Here is a 25,759-nt window from a genome sequence, read left to right on the forward strand (position 1 = left end):
TTTAATTCCTAAAACCTCAATCCTAGGGTTAAGAATATATTGTTTCTTGAAGTTTTAATATCAGCAACTGGCTCAAGAGGATTATCGTTGTCACCAAGCAAATAGGGCGACAACTCTGTATTTGTCTCCATACGTTGGTAAGCAATATCTACATAGTAGTTGTTCACTCGGTAGCCAAGTCCACCAGAATAAAACTGAGTAGCAAAATGTTCCTTCTTGTCGCCTTGTATAGCACTGCCATTAACTCCGTAACCACCTCTTAAGCTAAAGGCGTTATCTATTTTATATTCTGCACCAATTCTGTAATTCACAGCTTGTTTGTAATTCGCCCTTATTGCATTGTTTTCATCTAAAATTCTATCTGGTGCCAGACCTTGATCTGTTGAGAAACGGATAGTACTATAATCTATATAGTCAACATCTGCAGAAATCAATGCTTTGCCTGCAATTACATAGCTAGCACCTAAGGATCCTTTTAAAGGTGTTCTAACACGATAATTAAATGGATAGTCTTGCGGATTACCATTAAGGATTCCTGAATTTGCACCACCGGTAATTTTAGAATCTAAAGTCCACGTAGTATTGTCTTCAATCAGCATCCATGAAGGAGATTGTAAAGTCGCTCCAATTCTAAAGTTTTCAACCGGTCTAAGAATAACACCTAAACGGGCGTTATATCCCGAACCTCTTGATTCTTGATTTTGTCTGAAAGATAAGCTGTATTTGGAATTGTCAGGCTCTATAGTACCTGATTCTGTGAATTCGCTATCATTTACATAACGAACATTCACCAATGAAACACTAGCTCCGATGTAAACCTGATTAGAGATATTAATTGCTCCTGAGGCTGTCAGTTCTGATGTTGAACCAGATCTTATTTCACTTTTTAATTGTGTATTGGGTACTTTAGTTACTGCATAGTAATCCTTATTTACAGCATCATAATCTAAAAGATATCCATCGTAGGCATATTGCTGTAAGGAACCATTTGGAAGACCATTGGCATTTGCTTCTTCAGCAAAATGATCAACTATAGAGTTGTTTGGGTTAGATCCACCGTAGGTGAAATTACCGCCAAAATCATTATTCCTGTTATAAGCAATCCCGAATACTGAACTAACAACACCTTTTTGGGTGTCTTGTCCACGTACCCTAATTGAAGGGCTAAATAGAACAACACCAATATGGTTAAGGTTTAAATTATCCTTTGACGATTGAGTATTTTGGTTTAGGAAGTTTGCATTTCCTGAGAAGTTATTGAATTCGGGAGTTAAACTAAATTCAGATTTAGTGAATAATCCAAGTCCTGCAGGGTTACCGCCAATTGAACTCATATCTCCACCAACACCAATTTGCGCACCACCCATACTTTTAAATCTGGAGGTACTGCCATAATTGGTCTGAGAGAATTTTAAAGCATCAGGCGAGTAAATCTGGGCGTATGTTGTTCCTGAGATGGCTACTGTAGCCACCAGAGATAGTATCAGTTTTTTCATGTATCGTAAATAATGATAGGTTTTAAGTGTGCCCTGCAGGAGCAGGGCACTTTAATTATCCTCTTCCGGATCTAGATGATCTTCCACCACCGCCTCCACCGCCGCTACTTCCACTGCTACCTCTTCCTGAAGAAGAACCACCACTGCTTTCTCTGGCAGGAGGGCTGTAACTAGGTCTGCTTTCGGGTTGACGGGCCGGAGCACTTTCTCTTGTTGGTCTTGTGCTTTCGGTGCGTACAGGTCTTGTGTTCTCACTAGGTGCTGGTCTTGAGTTATCAGGACGCGCAGGTCTTGTACTTTGACCATCATTAACAGGCGTTCTGCCTGGTCTGGTTGAAACAGTTCCATCAGGGTTTACTCTAGATGGTCTTGTTCTGTTTGGAATAACATTTCCATCAGCATCTACCCTTGTACCACCCGCAGGTCTTGCGTATCTACGATTAGTTCCTATGCCATTATCTCTGCCCATAGAAGGTCTTGGTCTGTAATCAGGTACGTTGGTAGTTCTGCCGGTGTAATAGCCACCGCCATAGTATCCACCCCCACCCCATAAACCTCCACCCCAAAGGCCACCGCCTCCGAAATATCCGCCTCCACCAAAATAACCACCACCATAGTAGTAATTATTCCAGCCTAAGCTGTTCGAACCCCAGAAAGGAGAATATGCATATCCCCATCCAGAATAAGGTGAATTCCAGTAGCTGTTGTAAAATGGACTATATCCAAAATCTAAGTTCCCAGAAGCGTACCATCCAGAATTATAATATGGATCGTAATATGTTCTGAAAGGACTTGAATAATAAAATCTGTTTATACGTGATGAATAATCCTGATCGTAATAAGGATCACTTGTTCCGTAATAATCACTCTCATCATATTGTTCGTCAGCATATTGCTGATCATCATATTGAGGTTGTTGCACTTGTTGAGGAGCAGGAGTATAAACCTTCGCCTTCACCGTACTACTGTAAACATCATCATCCGTATTGGCACTTTGCTGCGCAAGCCTTGGCGCAGAGCAGGACGTAACAGCTATTGCCGTTATGACGAGCATTCCCGTGAATAAATGGTTAGGTTTCATAACTATATGTGTTCTTTGTGTGTTGCAATTTTTTTGTAGGTATAAATTTATAAATTTGTAGTCTACATTACAAGTCATTTAACACAAAAAACGTTCCATTCAGCTATGAGCAAAGGCATTACAAGTAAAAACGAAGATTATTCCCAGTGGTATAACGACATTGTTATAAAAGCTGACCTGGCAGAACACTCATCCGTTAAGGGATGTATGGTGATAAAACCCTATGGATACTCCATTTGGGAGAAGATGCAGGGTATTTTAGACCAAAAATTTAAAGATACAGGACACAGTAATGCTTATTTTCCATTATTCATTCCAAAGTCATATTTTTCTAAGGAAGCTTCGCACGTTGAAGGTTTTGCAACGGAATGTGCCGTTGTGACACATTATCGTCTTAAAAATGACGGAAATGGAAATATTATTGTTGATGAAACTGCCAAATTAGAGGAAGAATTGATCGTTAGACCAACTTCTGAGACCATCATTTGGAATACTTATAGAGGCTGGATTCAGTCGTACAGAGACCTACCTTTACTAATAAATCAGTGGGCAAATGTTGTACGTTGGGAAATGCGTACCCGTTTATTTTTGCGTACTACAGAATTTTTATGGCAAGAAGGACATACTGCTCACTCAACTGCTGATGAGGCAATTGAAGAGACAAGAAAAATGCTTGATGTTTATGCTGATTTTGCTGAAAGCTTTATGGGCTTGCCGGTTGTAAAAGGTGTAAAAACTGCCAATGAGCGTTTTGCAGGAGCTTTAGATACTTATTGCATCGAAGCATTAATGCAAGATGGAAAGGCACTACAGGCTGGTACTTCTCACTTCCTTGGTCAGAATTTCGCTAAAGCTTTTGACGTAAAATTCACTAATAAAGAAGGTAAAATTGAACATGTTTGGGCAAGTTCATGGGGTGTTTCAACACGTTTAATCGGTGCATTAATTATGGCACATAGTGATGATGCCGGTTTGGTATTGCCTCCAAAATTAGCGCCTATACAAGTAGTTATCGTTCCTATTTATAAAAGTGATGAGGAACTACAGAAAATCTCAACTTTTGTTGATGAATTAATGCCAAAACTGAAAGCTTTAGGTGTTTCTGTGAAATACGATGATCGCGATACACAACGTCCGGGCTTTAAGTTTGCAGAATATGAGCTTAAAGGTGTGCCAATTCGTTTGGCAATTGGTGGCAGAGATATGGAGAATGGAACTGTTGAGCTTGCAAGAAGAGATACCAGAGAGAAGCAAACTGTTGCTCAGGAAGGTCTTGAAATCTTTATCACACAGCTTTTAGAAGACATTCAGCAAAGCATTTACAATAAAGCTTTAAACTATAGAACTGAGCATACTACTGATGCTAATTCTTACGATGAGTTTAAAGAATTACTTGATGGTAAAGCTGGTTTTATTGCTGCGCATTGGGATGGAACTCCGGAAACTGAACAGAAAATTAAAGAAGAAACAAAAGCTACTATCAGATGTATTCCTTTGGATAACAAGCAGGAAGAGGGCGTTTGTATCTACTCTGGTAAGCCATCTACTCAAAGGGTATTATTTGCGCGAGCATACTAAACTTTATTGGAATGGAAACTGATAATTATAGCAAAATACTTAGTGAATTTGAGCGTAAAGCTTCGTTAAAACAGAAAATTTTTAGGAATACTACTGAGGTCTTCGGCTTGCTGAAGACCCAGCTTTCCAAAATTGCTGTTAAGCTGCAAACGGATTATGTAGCTAAGGATCCTTCGGTTGAAGTACACTTTAAGGAAAGTGGTAAATTTGAAGGTCAGCTTAAATTTTCAGGTGATATGTTGATGGTTTCTATGCATACCAATGTGTTTGCTTTTGATAAATCACATTCCATTCATCAAACCAAATACATTAAGGATGATGAAACTTTGAGCTATTGCGGCACAATTTATATTCATAATTTCCTGGCTGATTCGATCAAATACAACCGTTTATCGGACGAAGGATCGCTGATTGCGCGTATACTGGTTAATAAGGAAAAACATTTTATGGTTGAGGGTGAAGGGGCGCTTGATTTCTTATACCAGAGTATGGCCGATAACGTTATAACTGAAGAAAAACTTACTGATATTATTGAGCGATCTATTCTTCATTGTTTAGATGAAGATCTTTTGTTGCCGCCTTTTGCAGGAATAAAAGAAGTAACTTTAAATCAAAAACAATCAATGCTGGCTTCAAGTGGTTATCCAACCAGTAAAAATCTTGGTTACCAGTTTAAATCAGAAATTGAGCAAAACGACAATATATGAAATTTGCAACTAAAGCTATCCACGCCGGACAAGAGCCTGATCCAACAACTGGAGCAGTGATGACTCCGATATATCAAACCTCTACTTACTGGCAGAAATCTCCCGGTGATCATAAAGGTTTTGAATATTCGAGAGGTACTAATCCAACTCGTAAAGCGCTTGAAGATTGTTTAGCGGCATTAGAAAATGCTAAATACGGTCTTGCTTTTTCAAGCGGAATGGGCGCAACTGATACTGTTTTGCGATTATTAAAGCCTGGCGATGAGGTGATCACAGGAAACGATCTTTATGGTGGTTCTTATCGCATCTTTACCAAGGTGTATGAGAAATATGGCATTAAGTTTCATTTCTTGGATTTGTCTAAACCTGAAAACATAATTCCTCATATCAATGAAAATACCAAATTGGTTTGGATAGAAACACCAACCAATCCAACAATGAGAATTATTGACATTGAGGGGGTTGCTAAAATCACCAAACAGCATAAATTATTACTTACTGTTGATAACACATTTGCTTCGCCTTATTTGCAGAATCCAATGGATTTGGGTGCTGATATTGTAATGCATTCGGTAACCAAATACATTGGTGGGCACTCTGATGTGGTAATGGGCGCTTTGCTTGTTAACGACGATCAGTTATATAAAGACCTTTGGTTTATTTACAATGCTTGTGGAGCGACACCTGGCCCACAGGATTCATTTTTAGTATTGAGAGGGATTAAAACGCTTCACTTAAGAATGAAAGCACATTGCGAAAACGGTGAAAAGGTAGCACGCTATCTTAAAACTCATCCAAAAATCGACAAGATCTATTGGCCGGGCTTTGAAGATCATCCTAATCATGACATTGCCAAAAAGCAAATGCGTGGTTTTGGAGGTATGGTATCTATTACTTTAAAGGATGCCGATCTAAAGGAAACATTCCGTGTGGCTTCTTCTTTTAAAGTTTTTACACTTGCAGAATCACTTGGTGGAGTAGAGTCATTAATTAATCATCCAACTACCATGACTCATGGTTCTATCCCTAAAGAGGAACGTGAGAAAGTAGGAGTTACAGATAACCTGTTACGCCTGAGTGTTGGGGTGGAGGATATTGATGATTTGCTTGCTGACTTAGAGCAGGCGCTTAAATAATACGATATTTTTAAATGACAAGCAGTTGGAATTTTTAGAACTTAAAGAATTTTTGGATGTAAAGGTTGATCAGTATAACAGACCAAACTTTATTGAAAATGACCCAATTTGTATTCCGCATCAGTATACTAAAAAACAAGATATCGAGATTGCCGCATTTTTTGCGGCAATTTTAGCTTGGGGGCAACGCAAAACAATTATTAACAAGTGTAATGAGTTGTTTGCGCGGATGGATAATGATCCGCATAATTTTATGTTGCATCATGGTGAGGATGATTTGAAACGATTGCTAGGATTTAAACACAGGACGTTTAATGATACTGATCTGTTGTATTTTGTTTCCTTTTTTAATCAGCATTATCATCAGTTTGATAGTCTTGAAACAGCGTTTTTATCACCCTCAGATGTTTTTAGGACGGACTTTTTAACTGATGAAATTCAGCATGGATACACGCAGTATGCTTCTTCAAGCTGCATGTTGCCGGAATTAGCTAAGCAAGCACCTAAATCTGAAAGGTCTCTTAATTATTTTAGGTCTTACTTTTTTTCTCTTCCTGATTATCCAAGGAGAACGATAAAGCACATTTCATCACCATTGCAAAAGTCGACCTGTAAACGTTTAAATATGTTTTTGAGGTGGATGGTTAGGAAAGACCGTAATGGCGTTGATTTTGGAATATGGAGCACCATTAAGCCTTCAGACTTGGTATGCCCGTGTGATGTGCATGTGGATAGGGTGGCGCGAAAGCTTGGCTTAATTGAAAGAAAACAGACGGATTGGCGTACAGCAGTAGAGCTTACAAATGAACTGCTTAAATTTGATCCTATGGATCCGGTTAAATATGATTTTGCATTGTTTGGTTTAGGTGTTGAAGAGAAATTTTAAAAATTCATATTATTCTTTCGTCATCCTGAATTTATTTCAGGATCTCACACTAGCAGGGCTTCCTTTCTCTTGTGAGATGCTGAAATAAATTCAGCATGACGATAGTATTATAGCGCATCACAAATCTTTTTTGATACTAAATTGTTCCTTATCTTTAAAACCACGTATGGTAACTTTCAAAGCAGAGATAGAGCGTTTTGCTGAAATGGGCGAGAAGTCGGGGTGGACTTATGTTTTCATTCCATTGGCTATTGCCAATGAGATTAAACCTGATTGCAGGAAGAGCTATCGTGTGAAGGGGCGTTTAGATCATTTTGAGATAGAGGGGATAGCGTTAGTTCCAATGGGAGAGGGGGATTTCATTATGGCGCTAAATGGCGGTATGCGTAAGCAGCTTAAGAAAGATCTGGGAGGAGTTTTGGAGCTGTCTTTAGAAGAGGATACAACTTTTAAAATAGAGATGCCTGAAGACCTGGAGCTTTGTCTTTCTGATGAGCCACATTTGCTTAAAAATTTTTTAAAGCAACCTAAATCACATCAGAACTGGTATATCAATTGGATTAATTCTGCCAAGACAGAGCCTACCCGTACCAAAAGAATTGTAAGGATCGTTTCGGCTATGGATAAAGGTTGGGATTTCGGAACAATGATGCGTGACGGAAAACCTAGAAAAGAAGAATAGATTAAGCTCTATCGTATTTTCTAAACCAACTCCATACCTTCATTTGTAGTACACCAATAAATGCTTCCCTGAAAATTCTGGTGCTCATTTTTGAAGTGCCTTCCGTACGATCTGTAAATATAATCGGAACTTCTTCAACTTTAAACCCGTATTTAATGGCTGTAAACTTCATCTCTATCTGAAAGGCATAGCCAACAAATTTAATCTTGTCTAAAGGAATAGTAGCTAATACTTCTCTACGGTAGCATTTAAACCCAGCTGTTGCATCCTGTATGTCGATACGTGTGATTAAGCGTACATACATTGAGGCAAAATACGACATTAAAACTCTGCTCATAGGCCAGTTTACTACATTAACTCCTCTAACATAGCGAGAGCCAATTGCAACGTCTGCACCGTTTACACAAGCTTCACGTAGGCGTACCAAGTCATCAGGATTATGAGAGAAATCAGCATCCATCTCAAAAATATACTGATACTGAGGTTTGGCTAACGCCCATCTGAAACCGTGAATATAGGCAGTTCCAAGTCCCAGCTTACCTGTTCTTTGCTCTAAATGAAGGGCAGGATATTCTTGTTGAAGCTTTTTAACTATTTCGGCTGTGCCATCTGGTGAACCATCATCAATAATTAATATTTCAAAAAAGTAACTCAAAGAAAAAACCTTCCTAATGATTCTCTCAATATTCTCTTTCTCGTTGTAGGTAGGTATAATTACTAGACTGTCTGACACGTAAAATAAATTAAGTAGCGAAATTATGGATTCTAAATGAAAAAACCCGCAACCGGTTTAGGGTTACGGGTTAAAATATGTTAAATAAACGCAATTTTAGCTTACGCCTTGCATTAAACGCTTGATTAAAGGAGAGAAGAGTATTAAGAACACCCCAGCAATGCCCGCATAAATTGCCAAATTGTAATACCCTGCAGTATAAGATTCCAGCTTGGTGAGTAGAGATACATTGTCGCCACTTACCGACATTTCTGCACCGAATTTACCCGCTGCGAACTGTCCGAATGCACTGGCTAAAAACCACATCCCCATCATCATACCTGTTAATTTTTTAGGTGATAATTGGGTAACCAGCGACATGCCGATTGGTCCCAGGCAAAGCTCACCAATTGTGGTTACGAAATAACCCAGAGTAAACAGGTTTAATGAAGTTACGCCATTGGCATCAGCAAAGAAACGGGTAAAAAAGAAGATGTAAAAGGAAGCTCCCAGGAACAAAAATCCAATACCGAATTTAATGATAGAATTTGGTTCCATTTTCTTTTTAGCGAGCCACAACCACAATAAACCAATCAGCGGACTCAATATAATCACAAAAAGAGAGTTTGAACTGTTATTAACTACGTTAGGGTCGATATTAAAGAACAACAGGGTGTGGGATAAGTTCTTTTCCGCGAAAAGAGCTAAAGAACCGCCACTTTGTTCATAGATGGCATTGAATAAGAAGTAACAGAATATAAAGATAAACGCAGCAAACAATTTCATTTGAAACTTCCGGTCTTTCACTTTATAAGTTTCATATAAGAAATAAATGACAGATAAAGGCGCAATTGTATACATGAAATAGTCTGTATAATGCGTGTTTTGTACCATGATCAGGATCAAAGGGATAGAAATCAGAGAGAAAAGGTATACGCCAATTTCACGCATTCTTTTCTTACCCACCGGCATGTTTTTCAAAGGTGAATCGCCAATAGGTCCAAGTGTTTTCTTGGTAAACAAGAAGGTGATTAAGCCTATAGCCATTACAATAGCTGCTGCCAGGAATGCATAGTTCCAGGAAACATATTTACCCAGATATACACACAAACCACCACCTAGTAAACCACCAATATTGATGCCTGCATAGAACATTCCGTAGCCAGCATCTCTACGTCCATCACCTTCTTTATACAAATCGCCAACCATTGAGGAAACGTTTGGTTTGAAAAAGCCAGTTCCAATAATGGAAAGCGTGATCCCGATATAGAAGAATTCTCTTGGTGATGCTGCAATAATTAAGTTTCCAAGAATCATAATCATCCCTCCAAAGAAAAGTGATTTTCTGAAACCTAAAATCTTATCTGCAAAAATACCACCGAGGAAGGTAAATGCGTACACAAATGCCTGGATGGCCGCGTACTGTAAGTTTGCATTCTTATCACTAAGGGCAAGGCCTACAATCTTGTCGATCATAAAGATAGTGAGCATTCCACGCATGCCATAAAAGCAAAAGCGTTCCCACATCTCTACCAAAAATAAGGCCCAAAGTTGCTTTGGGTATTTACCTTCGAAATTCTGAATCTCGTCTAGTGTAATGTCTTTCTGCATTGTTTTTTAGCTTATCGTACTTCGTGCATTAATTTTTTAATCACTGGAGTTAACAGGATTGATAAAACTCCAATTGCAACAGCAACACCGGTTATGATTAAGAAGAAATAGCTAATCCCTTTTTCAGCTGCAATACTATCAGCGTTTTCTCCAAGAATACCAGCTACTTTATTAGCGATAGCAATAGCCAGGTACCAAACTCCAAACATAAAGGCGATCATTCTGGCAGGAACAAGCTTACTTACATAAGATAAACCTACCGGAGAGATACAAAGCTCAGCCATGGTATGGAATAGGTAAACCATGATTAACCAGAAAATACTTACCGAAGCCGTTTTTGCTCCTGGTATGATGTCTCTTGCTCCAAAAACAAGGAACGCCATTCCTAGTCCTAATAAGATCATACCAATACCAAACTTAACGTTTGCACTTGGGTTAAATCTGCTTTCCCACCATTTAGAGAATAATGGAGCAAGTGTAATAATGAATAAAGAGTTAAGTACACTAAACCATGAAGCCGGGATTTGAGTAAGGCTTTCTTTTACTTTTTCTATTTTAAGCGAAGCTAAAGTAGAGTCTGATAAGTTCAGGAATCCTGCACCGTAAAAATCACGTACCAACATCCAGATGGTAATGATCCAGATGATTACAAAGCTGATGCTTAGGATAATATTTGCCAAACCATATTTTTTAAAGGTTTGCTTGAAAAGTAGTAATAAAACCCATGTAATAATACCTAAAGGTACTACTGCAATTAGAGAGTTGGCAATTAAGAAAATTAAGCTGGAGTTACCTACTAAAATTCTATCTGTGTAATCTCTGGCGAATAGTGTTAATGTACCCGGTGCTTGTTCAAAAACAGCAAAGAATGAGAAGGTTAAGAATGCGAAAAAGGTAACTGCGTATAATTTTTCCTTAGTTACCTTTGAGTATTTTGTTAGTCTGTAAAACAATAAGAATAGAAATAGGCCTAATGCTAATAAGATAGTGAAATTGGTTCCTTCCATTCCAAAAATATTGAAATTCAGTAGGTTGCTTTTTCCATGGGATATCTTTGAAATAGGGTCGTTAATAACCCAGATTAAGCCTAAACCTGAACAAAGAAGAACAACTGCTACCTGCCACAATGTAAATGGAACTCTGTTGTCAACATCATCTTTATCTATTACGATATCTCTAGTTTTAAGTGGTTTTAAACCAATGTTTCCAAAGATATTCTGAGTGAAATAGAACTGTAATAAGCCAAAAAGCATGAAAACCCCTGCTAATCCAAATCCAATACTCCATCCAACTTTTTCGCCAAGGTAACCGCATAATAATATTCCAAAAAATGCACCTGCGTTTACCCCCATGTAGAAAATAGTATATGCACCATCTTTCTTTTCAGGATGATCTTTGTACATTAAAGAGACTATTGAAGTCATGTTTGGTTTGAAAAAACCTGTTCCAAAAACCAATAGACCAAGGCCCAGGTAAATGAAAAATGGCGTTTCTACCGCCATGCAACCGTGACCTAAGGTCATTAATAAAGCCCCAACAATTACAGCCCATCTAAATCCAATTAATTTATCAGCAAAGTAACCGCCAAGCATGGTGGATAAATATACTAAGGCAGTATAAGATCCAAAAAGAGACATTGCATGTTCACGTGGCCAACCCCAGCCCGGATGATCTCCTAAAACCGATGCAGTAAAGAACATGACCAATAGGGCCCGCATACCGTAGTATGAAAATCTCTCCCACATTTCCGTGAAGAATAAAACAAACAGTCCAGCGGGATGCCCCAGTACTTTACTTTCAAAAAAGTTATTTGGCGTATCCAAATTTTTTGTATCCATTTTAGTTTTCTTGTGTATTATTTATAGTAAGTTCAGTTAGTTCACCTGTATTAATTTAAAACTATTTAGGCCTGACATGTGTTTTACATCAGGAATAATGTTTTTTGTCGGAGTTATTAAAGTTGTTAGAAAGCGCTATTCCCAGTTTTTGTAAAAATAAGCATCGCGCAAGATAGGTACATGATGGCAAACTCCCAAATTTTTAATTTACGTCAAAGGTGTATTAAATACACTTAAAGCTTCTTTATTGCCTTAATTTTCTTGTCTTTTGGGTCTGCAAAAAGATCATCCATCGCATTCGGCTCATTCTTTAACTCTATGTTTTCTACTAATTTTAATCTCCCATTTAATAGTTTATACGCATCAAAACTTAAATCGGATGCGTAATATTCGAAGTTTCCACTCATTTCTTCTGAAATAGGGGCAAGGTGGTCGAATACAATCATATTCACATTCTTGTCCAGTGTTACTGTCATTGTATTTTGTTTGTTGTACTCAAAAATAATTCTGTTCTTGGTGGAGGTGCTTTTGGCCTCTTCAAATACAGGTTTACCAAATACAGGCTGTTGTTCTTTATTAAAAGAAAGCACATCAATCACTTTCTTAGAAGTTTTTGAACTGTTGCCTTTCCACCCAATCAATACATAGTAGGGTGGACGACCGTTCATAATTACAGGAACAATTTCGTAATATCTGGCGCCATACCAGTTTTTATTACTGGAGATCACATTTGCATCCTTAATATTATCTGTATCGTCAATTAAGGGGTACATTTTTAGTTTCCCATCTTTTGTGGCCATCTGAATGGTGCCAAAAAAACGATAAGATCCATCATCAAGAGGGACATACCATGAGAATATCCTGAAAGAATTGTCTGGCGACTTTAGGATCGTTATTTTCTTTAAGGAATCGAAGGGATAAAGAAATGAACCCTGAACTTTTAGTGAATTAACCAGTGTTTTTATAAAGGCTGCATTTTTGATATAGCGTTCAGAATTGCTGGTTGCATTGAATGTGTCGTCACTAAGTCTGCTTAACGAATCCTGAAATTTACTCATTGCAGGGCCATTGTTAAAAGCAAAACTATGCTGAGCCTTAAGCTTTGCCGTGGCACAGCATAGTATGATTATCAGTATTAAAGGTTTTAACCTCTTTCGCATTTATATAATATTTTCTAAAACTATAGCACTAGCACCACCACCACCATTACATATTCCGGCTACACCGATTTTCCCGTTGTTTTGTGCAAGAACAGAAAGTAGTGTAACTACAATTCTTGCACCCGAAGCACCTAGTGGGTGACCTAGGGAAACGGCACCACCGTTTACATTTACTTTATCTGCTGCCAAGCCAAGTTCTTTGTTGTTGGCAAGTGAAACTACAGAAAATGCTTCATTAATTTCAAAATAATCTACATCGGCAATACTTTTGCCAGCCCTTTTTAAAGCTAATGGAATAGCTTTAGATGGAGCAGTTGTAAACCATTCTGGTGCCTGTTGTGCATCGGCATAAGCCAGGATTTTAGCGAGTGGCTTTAATCCAAGCTCTTTAGCCTTATCAGCACTCATTAAAACAAGGGCTGCGGCGCCATCATTAAGAGTAGAAGCGTTAGCTGCGGTAACGGTTCCATCTTTTTTAAATACCGGTTTTAAACCAGGTATTTTATCAAATTTAACAGCAAAGGGCTCTTCGTCTTTAGACACAAGAGTGATTTCGCCTTTGCGATCTTTTATTTCTACGGGGATTATTTCTGAATCAAACTTGCCTTCAGTTTGAGCTGATTGAGCTCTTTTATAAGAGGTAATTGCAAAAGCATCCTGGTCTTCTCGACTAATTCCACATTCTGAGGCACATAATTCGGCAGCAGACCCCATGTGGTAATCATTGTAAACATCCCAAAGACCATCTTTTAAGAGGCCATCAGTAATTTGGCCATGCCCCAAACGGTAACCAGTACGAGCTTTATCCAGATAATATGGCACATTGCTCATGCTTTCCATTCCTCCGGCAACAATAATGTCAATTTCGCCAAGTGCAATGCTTTGAGCGGCAAGCATAATTGCTTTTGTACCTGATGCACAAACTTTATTGATTGTGGTTGCTGGAAGATCGGGCAGTCCGGCAAATTTAGCTGCCTGTGTTGCAGGTGCCTGACCAATATTGGCCGATAAAACATTGCCCATGTAAACTTCCTGAATATCTGAGGGCTTAAGTCCTGCTTTTTCCACTGCCGCTTTAATAGCTAAAGCGCCTAATTGGGTAGCAGAAAAGCTTGATAATGCACCTCCAAAGCTACCAATTGGAGTTCTGATAGCAGATACAATTACTACTTCTCTCATTTACTGTGTTTTAAGTTAGTTGGAAGCAAAGTTATATAATTACTGTCATTTGGTGGTTAAAACTTACCATTTTTAACATTATTGATCTGTATCATTTTTGTTTATCACATTTCAACGTCTATTTCCGCACTTTATAATTTTTCATTTAGTCTAACCTAAGGTTATAAACTTGCCGTATCTTTTAAGGTAATATAAAAGCTGGTCAAGCCTTAAAGCCAATAAATCAGACATTCAAATGAAAATTAATGTTATTTTTGAATTAAATTCAACATAAATCGCTTTGGCAAAAATCAAAAAGAATTCTCATAGGGTGCTTTACCGTAAGTATTCATCAAACATCAAGTATATCATGATGGTGCTTTCTGTATTGATAATCACTACTTTTTTACCAAAACAACCACGTTTCAGGTACGAGTTTGAAAAGGGTGAAATCTGGAAAAATAAAGATCTTATCTCTCCATTTAACTTTGCAATCCTAAAAACTAATCCACAGGTAGATACTGATAAAAAGGATGCTTTGAATAATGTATTGCCAATTTATACCATAAACAAGTATTTAATTAATGATGTTGAAGAGGCTTATTTAAATGAGTTTGATGTAAAGTGGAGAAGTAATGCACTTCCTGAAAATGAAAAGGACATGTATAGGGAATCTTCATTTAAGCTCTTGAAATCGATATATGATAAGGGAATTATTGCAATTAATGCAAAGCATCAGAAGGGAAGCCAAAATTATGATTTCTCATTGCTGGATAATAATGTAAGCAGAGCTGTTAACAGTCAGGATGTATTTACAGTTCAAACTGCGCTTGATTATTTTAAAGACAATTTTCAGTCGGTGAATTTGAAAGCAAAAGAGGTAATTGTCAATCTTGTAGAAGACCATTTACAGCCTAACATTATCTTTAATGAGAAGCTAACTGGTATTGTGCAAGAGAATGCGATAAATAGTCTTTCTACAACTAGGGGGATGGTTCAGAAAGGTGAACTTATCATTGCAAAGAATAATGTAATTGATGACGAAATTTATCAAAAGCTGCAATCGTTTAAGGAAATATATGAAGCTCAGTCTAAAACAATTGGTGATAGTAGCTTAGTTTATTTTGGACAGATCTTGTTGGTAGGCTTTAATGTTTGTTTGTTAATGGTGTTTTTGCATCTGTTTCGTAAGGATATATTTGCAGATAACCGTCAGCTTTCTCTGATATTGCTGGTTACAACAACTATGCTCTTAGCTTTATCATGGGCAATAAAGCTAAATCTACCTAGTTTATATTACATACCCTATTGTATAGTCCCCATTATTATAAGGATACTATTTGATACAAGGTTGGCTTTATACTTGCATTTACTGGTGATCTTGATTGCCGGTTTCTTTGTGCCAAACAGCTTTGAGTTTGTATATTATCAAGTAACCGCAGGTATGGTTGCAATTTATAGTATTCGGAACTTAGTTAAAAGGGAGCAATTGCTATTATCGGCATTGTTTATTCTTACGGCCTATTTTATTTCTTTTGTTGGCATTGCTTTATTGAGAGAAGGATCTATTGGTCAGATAGAATGGCTTAATTTTGTTCCCTTTATAGTAAGTGTGCTACTTTCTTTACTTGCTTATCCTTTAATTTATGCTTTTGAACGACTTTTTGGAATTACATCTGATGTGGCGTTAATTGAACTTACCAATACCAATAATAAGTTGTTGAGGGAGCTTGCTTTTAAAGCACCGGGTACATTTCAACACTCCTTACAGGTGGCAAACCTGGCAGAAGCTGCTATATTCAAAATAGGAGGGAACTCGCTACTAGTTCGGGCTGGCGCATTGTATCATGACATTGGTAAAATAGAGAACCCTCAATATTTTATTGAGAATCAAAATACAGGGCTTAGTCCGCATGATAAGCTGCCTTACGAGCAAAGTGCTCAGATCATCATTAAGCACGTGCATAAGGGCATAGAAATTACTCGTAGGCATCAATTGCCGGAAAGTGTGATAGACTTTATTAGAACTCACCATGGTAATACTCGTGTAGATTATTTTTATCAGTCGTTTTTAAAGAATTCTCCTGAGAAATTTGTTGATGAGAATATTTTCCGCTACCCTGGGCCAATACCTTTTTCTAAAGAAACTGGTGTTTTAATGTTGGCAGATTCGGTGGAAGCGGCGTCAAGAAGTCTTAAAAATCCGGACGCTCAGAGCATAAATGACCTGGTTGAACGTATAATTGACTATAAACTTGAACAAAATCAACTAGATAATTGCGATATTACATTAAAAGATCTTGAAACTATAAAGTTGATATTCAAGACGATGCTTATGAGTATCTATCATGTTCGCATAGATTATCAACAAACTCTATAAAATTTCTTTTGTAAATATTAATGAATTGCTATATTTGCAACCTCGAAAGGGAGATTTCGAGATACGGAGGGATGCCTGAGTGGCCGAAAGGAACAGTTTGCTAAACTGTCGTACTGGCAACGGTACCGAGGGTTCGAATCCCTCTTCCTCCGCTGAACCGGAAAAGTGACTGTTATTAGGTCACCTTTCCGGTTTTTTTGTATATAGCCGAAAATGAATATGTTGTGTTTGTTTTTGAGTTTATCATAATAGGTGAGCTAAAAATTGCTCACTTATCCAATTTAATCATCTGAAAATATTTTAATATTTAAGTAGCTGTATAGCAATTTGTTATGGGATTTTGCGCGGCAAGTATAAATGAGGCCGAAATATTGAACTACTGAAAACTGTAAGATAGAGAACTGATACAACTAAAAAAACACTGAGAAATCACTAGGAAATTACTGGATTATATTATGGTTGGTTTATGGCTGCGTTATGGTTTCCTTATGATTGAATTATCTTATAGCATAACGCAACCATAAGGCAACCATAACGCAAGCATAAACCAACCTCGTCATTTTGTAATGATTTCTTAATTGTTTTTAGAGTCGATCTTACCAATTCAGAGTGATGATGAGGATAATCAAATAGTAATTAAACCTTTTTAGAAAATGCCAAAAAATAGGGCTATCATGGTGCGGAAATCGAATAAACCCAGATCTGATGGATACGGAGCTCTCTTTAGTAAATGTATGGTTGTTATGTTATTTGCAGCTAGGTGATAAGTATTATCTTTGTCTTGCTGATTAACTATGAAACCATTATGAGTTTACGCATTTACAAACAGAAATGCGCAGCACTCATGATAGCCTCACTACCATTAAAACAAATCATATACTGATGGAAATACTGCTGATAGAAGACGACCAAAGGGTGGCCGACCTGATAAAAAGGGGACTGGAAGAGCAGGACTTTAAGGTAACCGTTGCCTTTGATGGGGAAATGGGAAAAAAGCTGGCACTTTCCAAACCTTATGACTTGATCATCATGGATATCATTTTACCCAAAATAAATGGTTTGGATTTATGCAAGGAGATTAGGCATGTATATGCTAATATTCCCATTATTATGCTTACCGCATTGGGCACTACTGACGATAAGGTAGAAGGTTTTGATGCCGGAGCTGATGATTATCTGGTAAAGCCTTTTGAATTGAGAGAGCTTCATGTTCGCGTTCGGGCCTTGTTGAAAAGGAACCATGCGCCTGTAAAAGATCAGGGATTTATTTTGAAGTATGCGGATTTGGAGCTAAACAACCAAACCAAGACGGTATTCCGATCCGGTACCGAGATCAGTTTAACACCAAAGGAATTGAAATTGCTGGAATTTATGATGCGCAACAGTGAAAGGGTGCTTTCAAGAGCTGAAATAGCTGAGAAAGTATGGGATGCACATTTTGATACAGGTACCAATTTTATTGACGTGTATATCAATTACCTGAGAAAGAAGATTGATAAGGATTTTTCAACCCGACTGATCCATACCAAGCCTGGTCAGGGCTTTATATTCAGAAGCTTATAAAATTATCAGTAGTATGAAGATCAGGAATAGGTTAACTCTACTGTTTACGGCGATTATAGCTACGCTTTTGCTGGTATTTGCGCTAACAGTATACCTGTCTTATAGTAAAAATAGGGAAGAGGAGTATTATAAGGAACTGTATAAGTCGGCAACTACAAAAGCTAGCCTTTTACTGGATGCAAAAATTGCCCCGGCTGTGCTTCAGCTCATCTATAAAAATTCTTCTGATGAATTATATCCTGAAGAGGTAGCCATTTACGATACACACTTTAAGCTGCTTTATCATGATGCGGTAAGTATAGATAAAGTAAAAGAGACCAGAGCAATGATAGACGAGATCATTGCGCGTAAAAGGATAACATTTAATCAGGGTGAATTGCAGGTAATTGGGTTTCTTTATCCCCATCAGGGAAAATTTTATGTGATTACGGCAGCTGCAAAAGACGTTTATGGGTTAAATAATGCTGAAGTACTTAAATATACCTTGTTTGCCGGATTCCTGATTGCGATAGTTCTTGTGTTTATTTTTGGTAATTTCTTTGCTAAACAGGCACTTAAGCCAGTATCAGATCTGGTGGGTAAGGTAGCAGAGATCAATGCGAAAAGTCTGGATTCAAGGGTTACCGAAGGGAATGGGAAAGACGAGATTGCAGAGCTGGCCATTACCTTTAACCAAATGCTTGACAGACTGGAAAACTCATTTGATGCCCAGAAGCAATTTGTATCGAGCATCGCTCATGAACTCCGTACCCCTTTAGCGGCGATGCTTGGAGAGCTGGAACTGTCACTTCAGAAGGAACGTAGCACAACGGATTATAAGCAGGCGATTAGCCATGCCATTGAAGACGGCCGACAATTGGCCAAGTTGAGCAGTAATCTGCTCGATTTTGCAAAAGCCAGTTATGACCCTTCAAAAATCAGCTTTAAAGAATTGCGTTTGGATGAGATTTTAATGGATGCAAGAAGCCAGCTGTTACACCGCAGTCCTGGGTATCAGGTTAATTTGATTTTTGAAAAAGAAATTGAGGATGATGATTTCATCTCTATACAAGGGAATGAGTACCTGTTAAATACGGCATTTATAAACCTCATGGAAAATGGATGTAAATTCTCTGCCGATAAAGCCTGTCAGGTGGCTATCACTTATTATGCAGATAAAGTAATTATTCGCTTTCAGGATAATGGCATTGGTATTTCTGCCGAAGAACTGCCCCATATATTTAAACCATTTTACAGGGCCGAGAATAGCCAATATGCTGGAGGAAGTGGTATTGGGCTCTCCCTGACAAAAAAAATAGTGACCCTGCATAAAGGAGAGATATGGGTTTCTTCGGCAAAAAATGAGGGTGCAGTTTTTACTGTTGAATTTCCGCACGTTTAAAAATTCTAATGATTTTCTAATAAAATTCTAATTAGGCTCTAACCATGGGCAGGACTCTTTATGTCTACTTTTGTGGCACATTAAAAAATAATAAGCAATGGATTCTGGTCCGAGTTATTACAAGAAATCAAATTTTTAACCTCCCTGCAGATTGATCACGCATTTTTCTGTAAGGGAAAATGCTGCAATCATGAAACTGATACACCAAGTTGCTAAAAAAGAAAATCAGGAGAGCTTATTGCTTCTCAACAGTCACCAGGAAGGACTTACCGGCCGCATGGTCGGCCTCAAAAGAAAACAGTTCGGTTTAAACGAAGTTCAGCACAACAAGGCCCCGTCTTGGTATGTGCAGTTGTTTCAGGCTTTCCTCAATCCATTTATTGCAGTGTTGATTGTGTTGGCCATTATTTCTTTTGTAATGGATGTGCTGCTTGCTGATCCCGCTGAAAGGGAGTATAAAACCGTAATTGTAGTGGGGGTTATGGTGATGCTGAGTGTGCTGTTGCGATTCTGGCAGGAATTTACCAGTAGTAATGCTGCTGAACAATTAAAAAGCATGGTTAAAACCACAGCAACGGTGCTTAGGAAAACTTCAGGTAAAAGAGAGATCGATATTACTGAGTTGGTACCCGGCGATATTGTGCTGTTGAGTGCAGGGGATATGGTACCTGCTGACTGTCGTATTTTGCAATCAAAAGATCTTTTTATAAGTCAGGCCATGCTAACCGGCGAATCTTTCCCGGTAGAGAAAAGGCATGCTGCCATTTTAGATGCTGATCATAAGGCATTACTGGAGCTGGATAATATTTGTTTTATGGGAACCAATATTGTAAGTGGAACCGCATTGGCGCTGGTAGTTTGTACCGGAAACAGGACTTATTTTGGTGCCTTGGGTAAAACGCTGACAGGGAAAAGGGCTGAAACCAGTTTTGATAAGGGAGTAAACAAAGTAAGCTGGCTATTAATCCGGTTTATGCTGGTTATGGTGCCGCTTGTTTTCCTTATTAATGGGATTACCAAGGGGGATTGGATGGACGCTTTGCTCTTTGGTATCTCAGTAGCAGTAGGTTTAACTCCTGAGATGCTGCCGATGATTGTAACGGCAAATCTGGCCAAAGGAGCTAGAAATATGAGCAGATCCAATGTTATTGTTAAGCGTTTAAACGCCATTCAGAACATAGGGGCAATGGATGTATTGTGTACGGATAAGACTGGTACCTTAACCATGGATAAAATTGTATTGGAAAGGCACTTGAATGTGCAAGCCGAGCAGGATGATGAAGTGTTGAAGTGGGCTTATCTGAATAGTTTTCATCAAACTGGCTTGAAAAATCTGCTGGATGCTGCGATTCTTGAACACATAGAGTTACACGATTATTTGAAGGTTGATGAGGATTATCAGAAACTGGATGAGATCCCTTTTGATTTTCACCGTAGGAGGATGAGCGTGGTATTGAGGCAAAAGAACGGGAAACATTTGCTGATTTGCAAAGGGGCTGTTGAAGAAATGCTGGCACATTGCAGTCACAGTTTTGATCCGGGAGAAGACCGTCAGTTGCACAAGGAACAGGATAAGGTTGTTCCTATGGATAAACAGATGCGGGATACGGTACTCAATACTTCCAGAAAACTAAATGAGGAGGGGCTGAGGGTATTGCTGGTTGCCATTAAAGAATATGATGAACGCCCGCTTAATTATAGCATTAGTGACGAATCTAATATGGTTTTGACTGGTTTTATCGGTTTCCTTGATCCTGCAAAACCATCTGCAAAGCCTGCTATCGAAAGTTTACAGAAGCTAGGGGTGAGTATAAAGGTGCTTACCGGAGACAATGAGATCGTTACCCGTAAAATCTGCAGGGATGTAGGCATTCCGATTAATCATATTGTGTTGGGTGCTGAATTGGATAAACTAAGTGATGATGAGCTGTTGGAACAAATAGATCAGTTGAGTATCCTGGCTAAGTTAAGTCCGGTTCAAAAATCAAGAGTCGTTAAACTCCTGCAGCGTAAAGGACATACGGTTGGTTTTATGGGTGATGGTATTAATGATGCAGCAGCCTTAAGGGATGCAGATGTAGGCATATCTGTTGATACTGCGGTGGATATTGCCAAAGAAAATGCTGATATCATCCTACTTGAAAAAGACCTTATGGTGCTTAGAAAAGGAGTGATTTATGGTCGCCGGACTTTCGGTAATATCATTAAATATATAAAAATGACTGCCAGCAGCAATTTTGGGAATATGTTTAGCATGCTGGGCGCCAGTGCATTTTTGCCTTTTTTACCCATGTTGCCGATTCATCTGCTAATCCAGAACTTGTTGTACGACATTTCGCAGATTTCCATTCCATGGGATAGCATGGACAAGGAGTTTATTGAAAAGCCTCAAAAATGGGATGCAAGGGGTATTAGCCGTTTCATGGTCTTTATTGGCCCAATTAGTTCCATTTTTGATTATGCAACTTTTGCAGTCATGTTCTTTGTTTTTAAAGCGAACACTCCGGAACATCAAAGCCTGTTTCAATCGGGCTGGTTCATAGAGGGGCTGCTCTCACAAACGTTGATTGTACACATGATCCGTACTCGTAAAGTTCCCTTTATTCAAAGCTGGGCAGCTGCACCGGTAGTGGCACTAACCAGTCTGATTATGATTGTTGGTATTTTACTGCCTTTTTCGCCCTTTGCAGCAGCACTTAAACTTCAGCCTCTGCCATTAAGCTATTTTCCATGGCTGGTTGGCATCCTGTTTAGCTATTGCTTGCTTACTCAGATGGTTAAAAACTGGTTCATTAGAAAATTCAGCCAATGGCTTTAGGCTGATCAAAAGAAAAATTGGTAAAACCGAAGAGGATGTCCAAAAGGTGGGTGTTTAGCATTTGATTATGCTTATCGTTGTTCTGAGAGCCTAGCATTGGAAAGAATGCAAAAAAGTAGTAATGATAATTTTGTTTAATCGGTCGTCATCCTGAATTCGTCATACCGGCGAAGGCCGGTATCAGGACCCCGCAAGAGAAAGAAAGCCTCGCTAGTGCGAGATACCGCTCTTCAGCGGCATGACGACCGCTATATACAACGAGCAGAATAACCTCTTTGTCATTGGTAATTCGTCATGCCGGCGAAGGCCGGTATCAGGACCCCGCATTAGCAAGGCTTTCTTTCTCTTGCGGGGTCCTGATACCGGCCTTCGCCGGTATGACGAATTCAGAATGACGACCTAATCTTTTTGGACGCTCTCTTCTAAAAGACATTAAGGATGAAAAAACGACTAAACTATACCTTAGGGTATATCCTCAGTGTTGGCTTTTGTATCTGTAAATCATTAGCAGCAACAGGTCAAACACCGCCAGCTCAGGCAGGTGATACAAAGATGGACATCGATATCATTACTATACCTTTCAAGATAAGGCCCGGAGTTAGGGGGCTTCCAACTCAGTTGAATGCAAATTTAAGTACGGCCCTATATCTTGGGAAACGAAAAGAACTGCAGAACAGTGGGTATGGATATGGCGTATTTGCCGGACTGGGTTCAGTAACAATGAATCCTTATGTAACCAGACAGGCAATTGATTATGAATATGACGGGTTTGTAGGTAGTGTAGGCATTGCCGGAATATACGATGCGAAACGTTTCAATGTTGGTTTAGCAATGGGGATTGATCACTTGATGGATAAGAACAAGGCGAAGTGGATTTACCAGCATCAGCCATGGGTGGGCATTTTATTTGGTATTAATTTGAATTGATAAGTTCCTTTTTTAGGGTTTGTGCTATTGTCTAGTTGTTTGTCCACATTTATAACAAGCGAATATTGCTAATCCCATAACTAGCAAATAGTAAATCATACCTGTTTGTTCTACTCTGGTTTCAGATCCTTTTTCTATTACAGCTGTATAGATACCTGTGTCATTTTTAAAACCCCAGAACCATTGCCCAAAGTTCCAGGCAAAGTGAAGCCCAATAGGTAAAGCAATACCTTTAGATTTAAGTGCTGCTAAACCGAATAGTACAGCTCCGGTACCTGAGCCTAAAATTGCCTGCCACCAGGTCATCCCGCCTAGTATATGTTCAACTATGAAAATAACGACTATAAATACCTGGGCTACCCAAGGACCGGCAACATAATTTATACTGCGCAGCGGGAATCCACGAAAGGCAATTTCTTCTCTAAGGGCAATAAAGGCATACAATAACAAATTCAAACCAATAGGTGTAAAGCTCATCTGAGATGAAAGCGCTATACTCAAGTGCCCATTTAATGCAATTAAAAGAACCTGTAATGAGGCTAAAAACAACCCAATAATAAAGCCTATAGCTACACGGGATAGTGTTGAAACACCAGGGATTACACCTACATCTTTTAGCTGTAATCCCTCCCAGCGACAAAACAAAATTGTCAGTACAAATGAACCAAGAGCGGCAGAAGAAACTGTAAGTATCTGACCCCAAATCAGAGGTAATTGTTTAGTTAGTCCTGATGATATGGCCATAAACGCCATACAAATTACCCAGAATAACAATACCCTACTTAAGGTGTATATCTTTTTGGTTGGTTTGTCCGGCTCTTTCATAAATCCTATAATTGTTCGTTTAACCTCTTTCAGGTAATCTGCAAATATCTCTAAAGCATAGTGTTATGAATATAATAAAACTAACAATAGAACTAATTGTTAATTTCAATAATGTTTCTGGATGGACCTTGAAATCAGTAAAGAACATTAAAAAAGAATACATGTATGGATAGTAAATGATTTTATCCCAATCCATCAGAACAATACCCACTATCCAAAGTCCCATACCCACTCCAAGAGAGATCGCGAAATTCCTGAATCTTAAACTTAACCAGTATTGGATACTCATAACAGCCAACAAACCAAGATACACTCTTGATGATATAGTGAGCATCATCATCCATGGTACCCCATTCCAGGGAAATACATATTTTGGATTTATTTGACTGGTGAGCAATCCTGAAGCAACAATGGCTATGTTAAAAAGAACAAGGAAACTGAGCAGGAAGGTATGAATGACGATTACTTTTGAGAAAAAGATATCGGCAAATGTTCTGGGTAAGGCATAAACCTGTTTCCAGGTATGGTTGCGGTATTCAATCTGCACAATAAGGCTGGTCATTAGTATTCCATACAATGGGAGTATGATTGCAGCTACATTTTTCCAGTTAAACCTTAAGAACATCAACCAAGGTTCAGGACTAAGTTTCCCTACCATCACATCAGGTCGTTGCATACATATGATGAAATTGATACCGGGAACAAAAATAGCCCCGAGAATAGTTAACCAAACGGCGGCTGTGCCTTTGGTTTTAAAAAATTCAGCTTTCATATTTAAACAAAATCCTTTCATATCATTCAGCTATAGTTTTCATAAAAAGCTCTTCCAGATCATGGTTTACCAATCTTAATTGATAAACCATAATTCCGCCTAAAGCCAGAGTTTGATTGATTTCTGCAATTTGCTGGTCATTCTTAAAAGCTATCCGAAGTGTATCTCCTACTAAGGTTGCCTTAAATCTGGTCGCCAATAAGTCTTTAGCTGCCTGGGCTGAATTTACTCTTGCTTCAATAAAAGAATGATTGGATTGTAAATGTTGCAATTCTATCAGACTTCCCTGAAATAAGAGCTTACCGTTATGAATAATACCAACATCGGATGCAATTTTTTCTACTTCTGAAAGTAGATGGCTAGAAATCAAGATCGTTTTATGGTGCTTCTGATTAAGGTGTTTAAGCAGTTCCCGGATTTCTATAATTCCGTTAGGATCAAGACCATTAGTAGGTTCATCCAAGATAAGTAGCTCTGGGTCATGAAGCAGTGCAAGTGCAATTGCCAGTCGTTGCTTCATTCCCAATGAATAGGCTCTTACCTTTTTATCAGCTGCGCCCGACAACCCGACTATGCCTAATACTTCTTTTATTCGGGTTGGTGAAATGTTATAGGATAGGGCAAAAACCTCTAAGTTTTCATATCCGCTCAGGTGATGATATAAAGATGGTTGTTCAATTAGCGACCCAATTTTTTTGAGAATAGCGATTCTGTTATCGTTAATTCCCTTATCAAAAATCTTAATATTTGAGTTTCTGGTTTGAAGTAAACCAAGTAGTAGTTTTAGTGTGGTAGTTTTGCCTGCACCGTTTGGCCCTAAAAAACCATAAATGCTCCCTGTAGGCACTTCAAGGTTTACATCAAATAGAACCTGCTCTTTAGATGAAAAGGCGTAATCAAGATTGGTTGTTTTAATTATTGTAGACATTTTGTTCCTGCTTATGAGTTAAACACCGAAATCAATGGCTGATTTCTGGAACAAAAAAACAAGAAGGTAATTTAAAGCTGAAATAAAACTGGCAATGACCATATTTTTACCGTTAACAGT

At 38.5% G+C, this 25,759-nt stretch carries 20 protein-coding genes and 1 tRNA gene; 11 read left to right on the plus strand and 10 right to left on the minus strand.

Annotation, left to right across the window (positions count from 1 at the left end):
• Nucleotides 1-8: 8 nt before the first annotated feature.
• Both HQN83_RS12005 and HQN83_RS12010 read right to left on the minus strand, forming a co-directional pair.
• Nucleotides 9-1,496 (minus strand): OmpP1/FadL family transporter, encoded by a 1,488-nt coding sequence (locus HQN83_RS12005; RefSeq protein WP_173090593.1) that lies wholly within the window; start codon nt 1,494-1,496, stop codon nt 9-11.
• Between the two features lie 55 nt (nt 1,497-1,551).
• Entirely contained in the window at nt 1,552-2,577 is a 1,026-nt protein-coding gene (locus HQN83_RS12010) for a hypothetical protein (protein ID WP_173090594.1), read from the minus strand.
• Between the two features lie 105 nt (nt 2,578-2,682).
• On the opposite strand from HQN83_RS12010, the gene proS reads away from it, so the two are divergent.
• The 5 genes from proS to HQN83_RS12035 all read left to right on the plus strand — a co-directional run bounded on the left by proS (nt 2,683) and on the right by HQN83_RS12035 (nt 7,566).
• Nucleotides 2,683-4,155, plus strand: a complete 1,473-nt coding sequence (gene proS, locus HQN83_RS12015; RefSeq protein WP_173090595.1) for a proline--tRNA ligase — start codon at nt 2,683-2,685, stop codon at nt 4,153-4,155.
• Between the two features lie 11 nt (nt 4,156-4,166).
• Nucleotides 4,167-4,862, plus strand: coding sequence for a hypothetical protein (locus tag HQN83_RS12020; RefSeq protein ID WP_173090596.1), 696 nt, complete (start codon nt 4,167-4,169; stop codon nt 4,860-4,862).
• Entirely contained in the window at nt 4,859-5,998 is a 1,140-nt protein-coding gene (locus HQN83_RS12025) for a cystathionine gamma-synthase (protein WP_173090597.1), read from the plus strand. The genes HQN83_RS12020 and HQN83_RS12025 overlap by 4 nt, the downstream gene beginning before the upstream one ends.
• 25 nt (nt 5,999-6,023) lie before the next feature.
• Nucleotides 6,024-6,884, plus strand: a complete 861-nt coding sequence (locus HQN83_RS12030) for a TIGR02757 family protein (protein ID WP_173090598.1) — start codon at nt 6,024-6,026, stop codon at nt 6,882-6,884.
• Nucleotides 6,885-7,050: 166 nt separating this feature from the next.
• Nucleotides 7,051-7,566 (plus strand): YdeI/OmpD-associated family protein, encoded by a 516-nt coding sequence (locus tag HQN83_RS12035; protein WP_173090599.1) that lies wholly within the window; start codon nt 7,051-7,053, stop codon nt 7,564-7,566.
• Nucleotide 7,567: 1 nt separating this feature from the next.
• On the opposite strand, the gene HQN83_RS12040 is transcribed toward HQN83_RS12035, so the two are convergent.
• The 5 genes from HQN83_RS12040 to HQN83_RS12060 form a co-directional block, all read right to left on the minus strand.
• Nucleotides 7,568-8,299 carry a polyprenol monophosphomannose synthase gene (locus HQN83_RS12040; RefSeq protein ID WP_173090600.1) on the minus strand — a complete coding sequence of 244 codons (732 nt, stop codon included), beginning with the start codon at nt 8,297-8,299 and terminating at the stop codon, nt 7,568-7,570.
• 96 nt (nt 8,300-8,395) lie between these two features.
• Nucleotides 8,396-9,889: a peptide MFS transporter gene (locus HQN83_RS12045; RefSeq protein ID WP_173090601.1), complete on the minus strand. Its 1,494-nt coding sequence runs from the start codon at nt 9,887-9,889 to the stop codon at nt 8,396-8,398.
• Between the two features lie 11 nt (nt 9,890-9,900).
• Nucleotides 9,901-11,727 carry a peptide MFS transporter gene (locus tag HQN83_RS12050; protein ID WP_173090602.1) on the minus strand — a complete coding sequence of 609 codons (1,827 nt, stop codon included), beginning with the start codon at nt 11,725-11,727 and terminating at the stop codon, nt 9,901-9,903.
• A 233-nt stretch (nt 11,728-11,960) separates the two neighbouring features.
• A complete protein-coding gene (locus HQN83_RS12055) occupies nt 11,961-12,887 on the minus strand; it encodes a hypothetical protein (RefSeq protein WP_173090603.1) in 927 nt (308 codons plus the stop codon).
• The gene (locus HQN83_RS12060) at nt 12,888-14,066 is read right to left on the minus strand and encodes an acetyl-CoA C-acyltransferase (RefSeq protein ID WP_173090604.1); all 1,179 of its coding nucleotides are present in this window, start codon (nt 14,064-14,066) and stop codon (nt 12,888-12,890) included. It abuts the gene before it with no gap.
• A gap of 280 nt (nt 14,067-14,346) precedes the next feature.
• On the opposite strand from HQN83_RS12060, the gene HQN83_RS12065 reads away from it, so the two are divergent.
• The 6 genes from HQN83_RS12065 (at nt 14,347) to HQN83_RS12090 (ending at nt 23,114) form a co-directional block, all read left to right on the plus strand.
• Complete coding sequence (locus HQN83_RS12065; RefSeq protein WP_173090605.1) at nt 14,347-16,425, plus strand: HD family phosphohydrolase; 2,079 nt, start codon at nt 14,347-14,349, stop codon at nt 16,423-16,425.
• A 65-nt stretch (nt 16,426-16,490) separates the two neighbouring features.
• Nucleotides 16,491-16,577 (plus strand) — tRNA-Ser (locus HQN83_RS12070).
• A gap of 730 nt (nt 16,578-17,307) precedes the next feature.
• Nucleotides 17,308-17,988 carry a response regulator transcription factor gene (locus tag HQN83_RS12075; RefSeq protein ID WP_173090606.1) on the plus strand — a complete coding sequence of 227 codons (681 nt, stop codon included), beginning with the start codon at nt 17,308-17,310 and terminating at the stop codon, nt 17,986-17,988.
• Between the two features lie 13 nt (nt 17,989-18,001).
• The gene (locus HQN83_RS12080; RefSeq protein ID WP_173090607.1) at nt 18,002-19,369 is read left to right on the plus strand and encodes a HAMP domain-containing sensor histidine kinase; all 1,368 of its coding nucleotides are present in this window, start codon (nt 18,002-18,004) and stop codon (nt 19,367-19,369) included.
• A 151-nt stretch (nt 19,370-19,520) separates the two neighbouring features.
• Complete coding sequence (gene mgtA / locus HQN83_RS12085; protein WP_262890056.1) at nt 19,521-22,187, plus strand: magnesium-translocating P-type ATPase; 2,667 nt, start codon at nt 19,521-19,523, stop codon at nt 22,185-22,187.
• 438 nt (nt 22,188-22,625) lie between these two features.
• Nucleotides 22,626-23,114, plus strand: coding sequence for a hypothetical protein (locus HQN83_RS12090; RefSeq protein ID WP_173090609.1), 489 nt, complete (start codon nt 22,626-22,628; stop codon nt 23,112-23,114).
• A gap of 24 nt (nt 23,115-23,138) precedes the next feature.
• On the opposite strand, the gene HQN83_RS12095 is transcribed toward HQN83_RS12090, so the two are convergent.
• The 3 genes from HQN83_RS12095 to HQN83_RS12105 are packed head-to-tail and all read right to left on the minus strand — an operon-like array spanning nt 23,139 to nt 25,639.
• Nucleotides 23,139-23,939, minus strand: coding sequence for a CPBP family intramembrane glutamic endopeptidase (locus HQN83_RS12095; protein ID WP_173090610.1), 801 nt, complete (start codon nt 23,937-23,939; stop codon nt 23,139-23,141).
• A gap of 19 nt (nt 23,940-23,958) precedes the next feature.
• A complete protein-coding gene (locus HQN83_RS12100) occupies nt 23,959-24,711 on the minus strand; it encodes an ABC transporter permease (RefSeq protein WP_173090611.1) in 753 nt (250 codons plus the stop codon).
• A 22-nt stretch (nt 24,712-24,733) separates the two neighbouring features.
• Nucleotides 24,734-25,639 carry an ATP-binding cassette domain-containing protein gene (locus tag HQN83_RS12105; protein ID WP_173090612.1) on the minus strand — a complete coding sequence of 302 codons (906 nt, stop codon included), beginning with the start codon at nt 25,637-25,639 and terminating at the stop codon, nt 24,734-24,736.
• Between the last annotated feature and the right edge of the window lie 120 nt (nt 25,640-25,759).

It is taken from the genome of Pedobacter foliorum, assembly GCF_013266735.1.
Taxonomy (GTDB): domain Bacteria; phylum Bacteroidota; class Bacteroidia; order Sphingobacteriales; family Sphingobacteriaceae; genus Pedobacter; species Pedobacter foliorum.

Excerpts from the sequence above, each read along its gene's own strand:
- HQN83_RS12050 (WP_173090602.1), bottom strand. The coding sequence starts at position 11,727 with ATGGATACAAAAAATTTGGATACGCCAAATAACTTTTTTGAAAGTAAA.
- HQN83_RS12020 (WP_173090596.1), top strand. The coding sequence starts at position 4,167 with ATGGAAACTGATAATTATAGCAAAATACTTAGTGAATTTGAGCGTAAA.
- HQN83_RS12025 (WP_173090597.1), top strand. The coding sequence starts at position 4,859 with ATGAAATTTGCAACTAAAGCTATCCACGCCGGACAAGAGCCTGATCCA.
- HQN83_RS12045 (WP_173090601.1), bottom strand. The coding sequence starts at position 9,889 with ATGCAGAAAGACATTACACTAGACGAGATTCAGAATTTCGAAGGTAAA.
- HQN83_RS12080 (WP_173090607.1), top strand. The coding sequence starts at position 18,002 with ATGAAGATCAGGAATAGGTTAACTCTACTGTTTACGGCGATTATAGCT.
- HQN83_RS12100 (WP_173090611.1), bottom strand. The coding sequence starts at position 24,711 with ATGAAAGCTGAATTTTTTAAAACCAAAGGCACAGCCGCCGTTTGGTTA.
- HQN83_RS12060 (WP_173090604.1), bottom strand. The coding sequence starts at position 14,066 with ATGAGAGAAGTAGTAATTGTATCTGCTATCAGAACTCCAATTGGTAGC.
- HQN83_RS12035 (WP_173090599.1), top strand. The coding sequence starts at position 7,051 with ATGGTAACTTTCAAAGCAGAGATAGAGCGTTTTGCTGAAATGGGCGAG.
- HQN83_RS12075 (WP_173090606.1), top strand. The coding sequence starts at position 17,308 with ATGGAAATACTGCTGATAGAAGACGACCAAAGGGTGGCCGACCTGATA.
- HQN83_RS12090 (WP_173090609.1), top strand. The coding sequence starts at position 22,626 with ATGAAAAAACGACTAAACTATACCTTAGGGTATATCCTCAGTGTTGGC.
- HQN83_RS12095 (WP_173090610.1), bottom strand. The coding sequence starts at position 23,939 with ATGAAAGAGCCGGACAAACCAACCAAAAAGATATACACCTTAAGTAGG.
- proS (WP_173090595.1), top strand. The coding sequence starts at position 2,683 with ATGAGCAAAGGCATTACAAGTAAAAACGAAGATTATTCCCAGTGGTAT.
- HQN83_RS12010 (WP_173090594.1), bottom strand. The coding sequence starts at position 2,577 with ATGAAACCTAACCATTTATTCACGGGAATGCTCGTCATAACGGCAATA.
- HQN83_RS12005 (WP_173090593.1), bottom strand. The coding sequence starts at position 1,496 with ATGAAAAAACTGATACTATCTCTGGTGGCTACAGTAGCCATCTCAGGA.
- HQN83_RS12105 (WP_173090612.1), bottom strand. The coding sequence starts at position 25,639 with ATGTCTACAATAATTAAAACAACCAATCTTGATTACGCCTTTTCATCT.
- HQN83_RS12055 (WP_173090603.1), bottom strand. The coding sequence starts at position 12,887 with ATGCGAAAGAGGTTAAAACCTTTAATACTGATAATCATACTATGCTGT.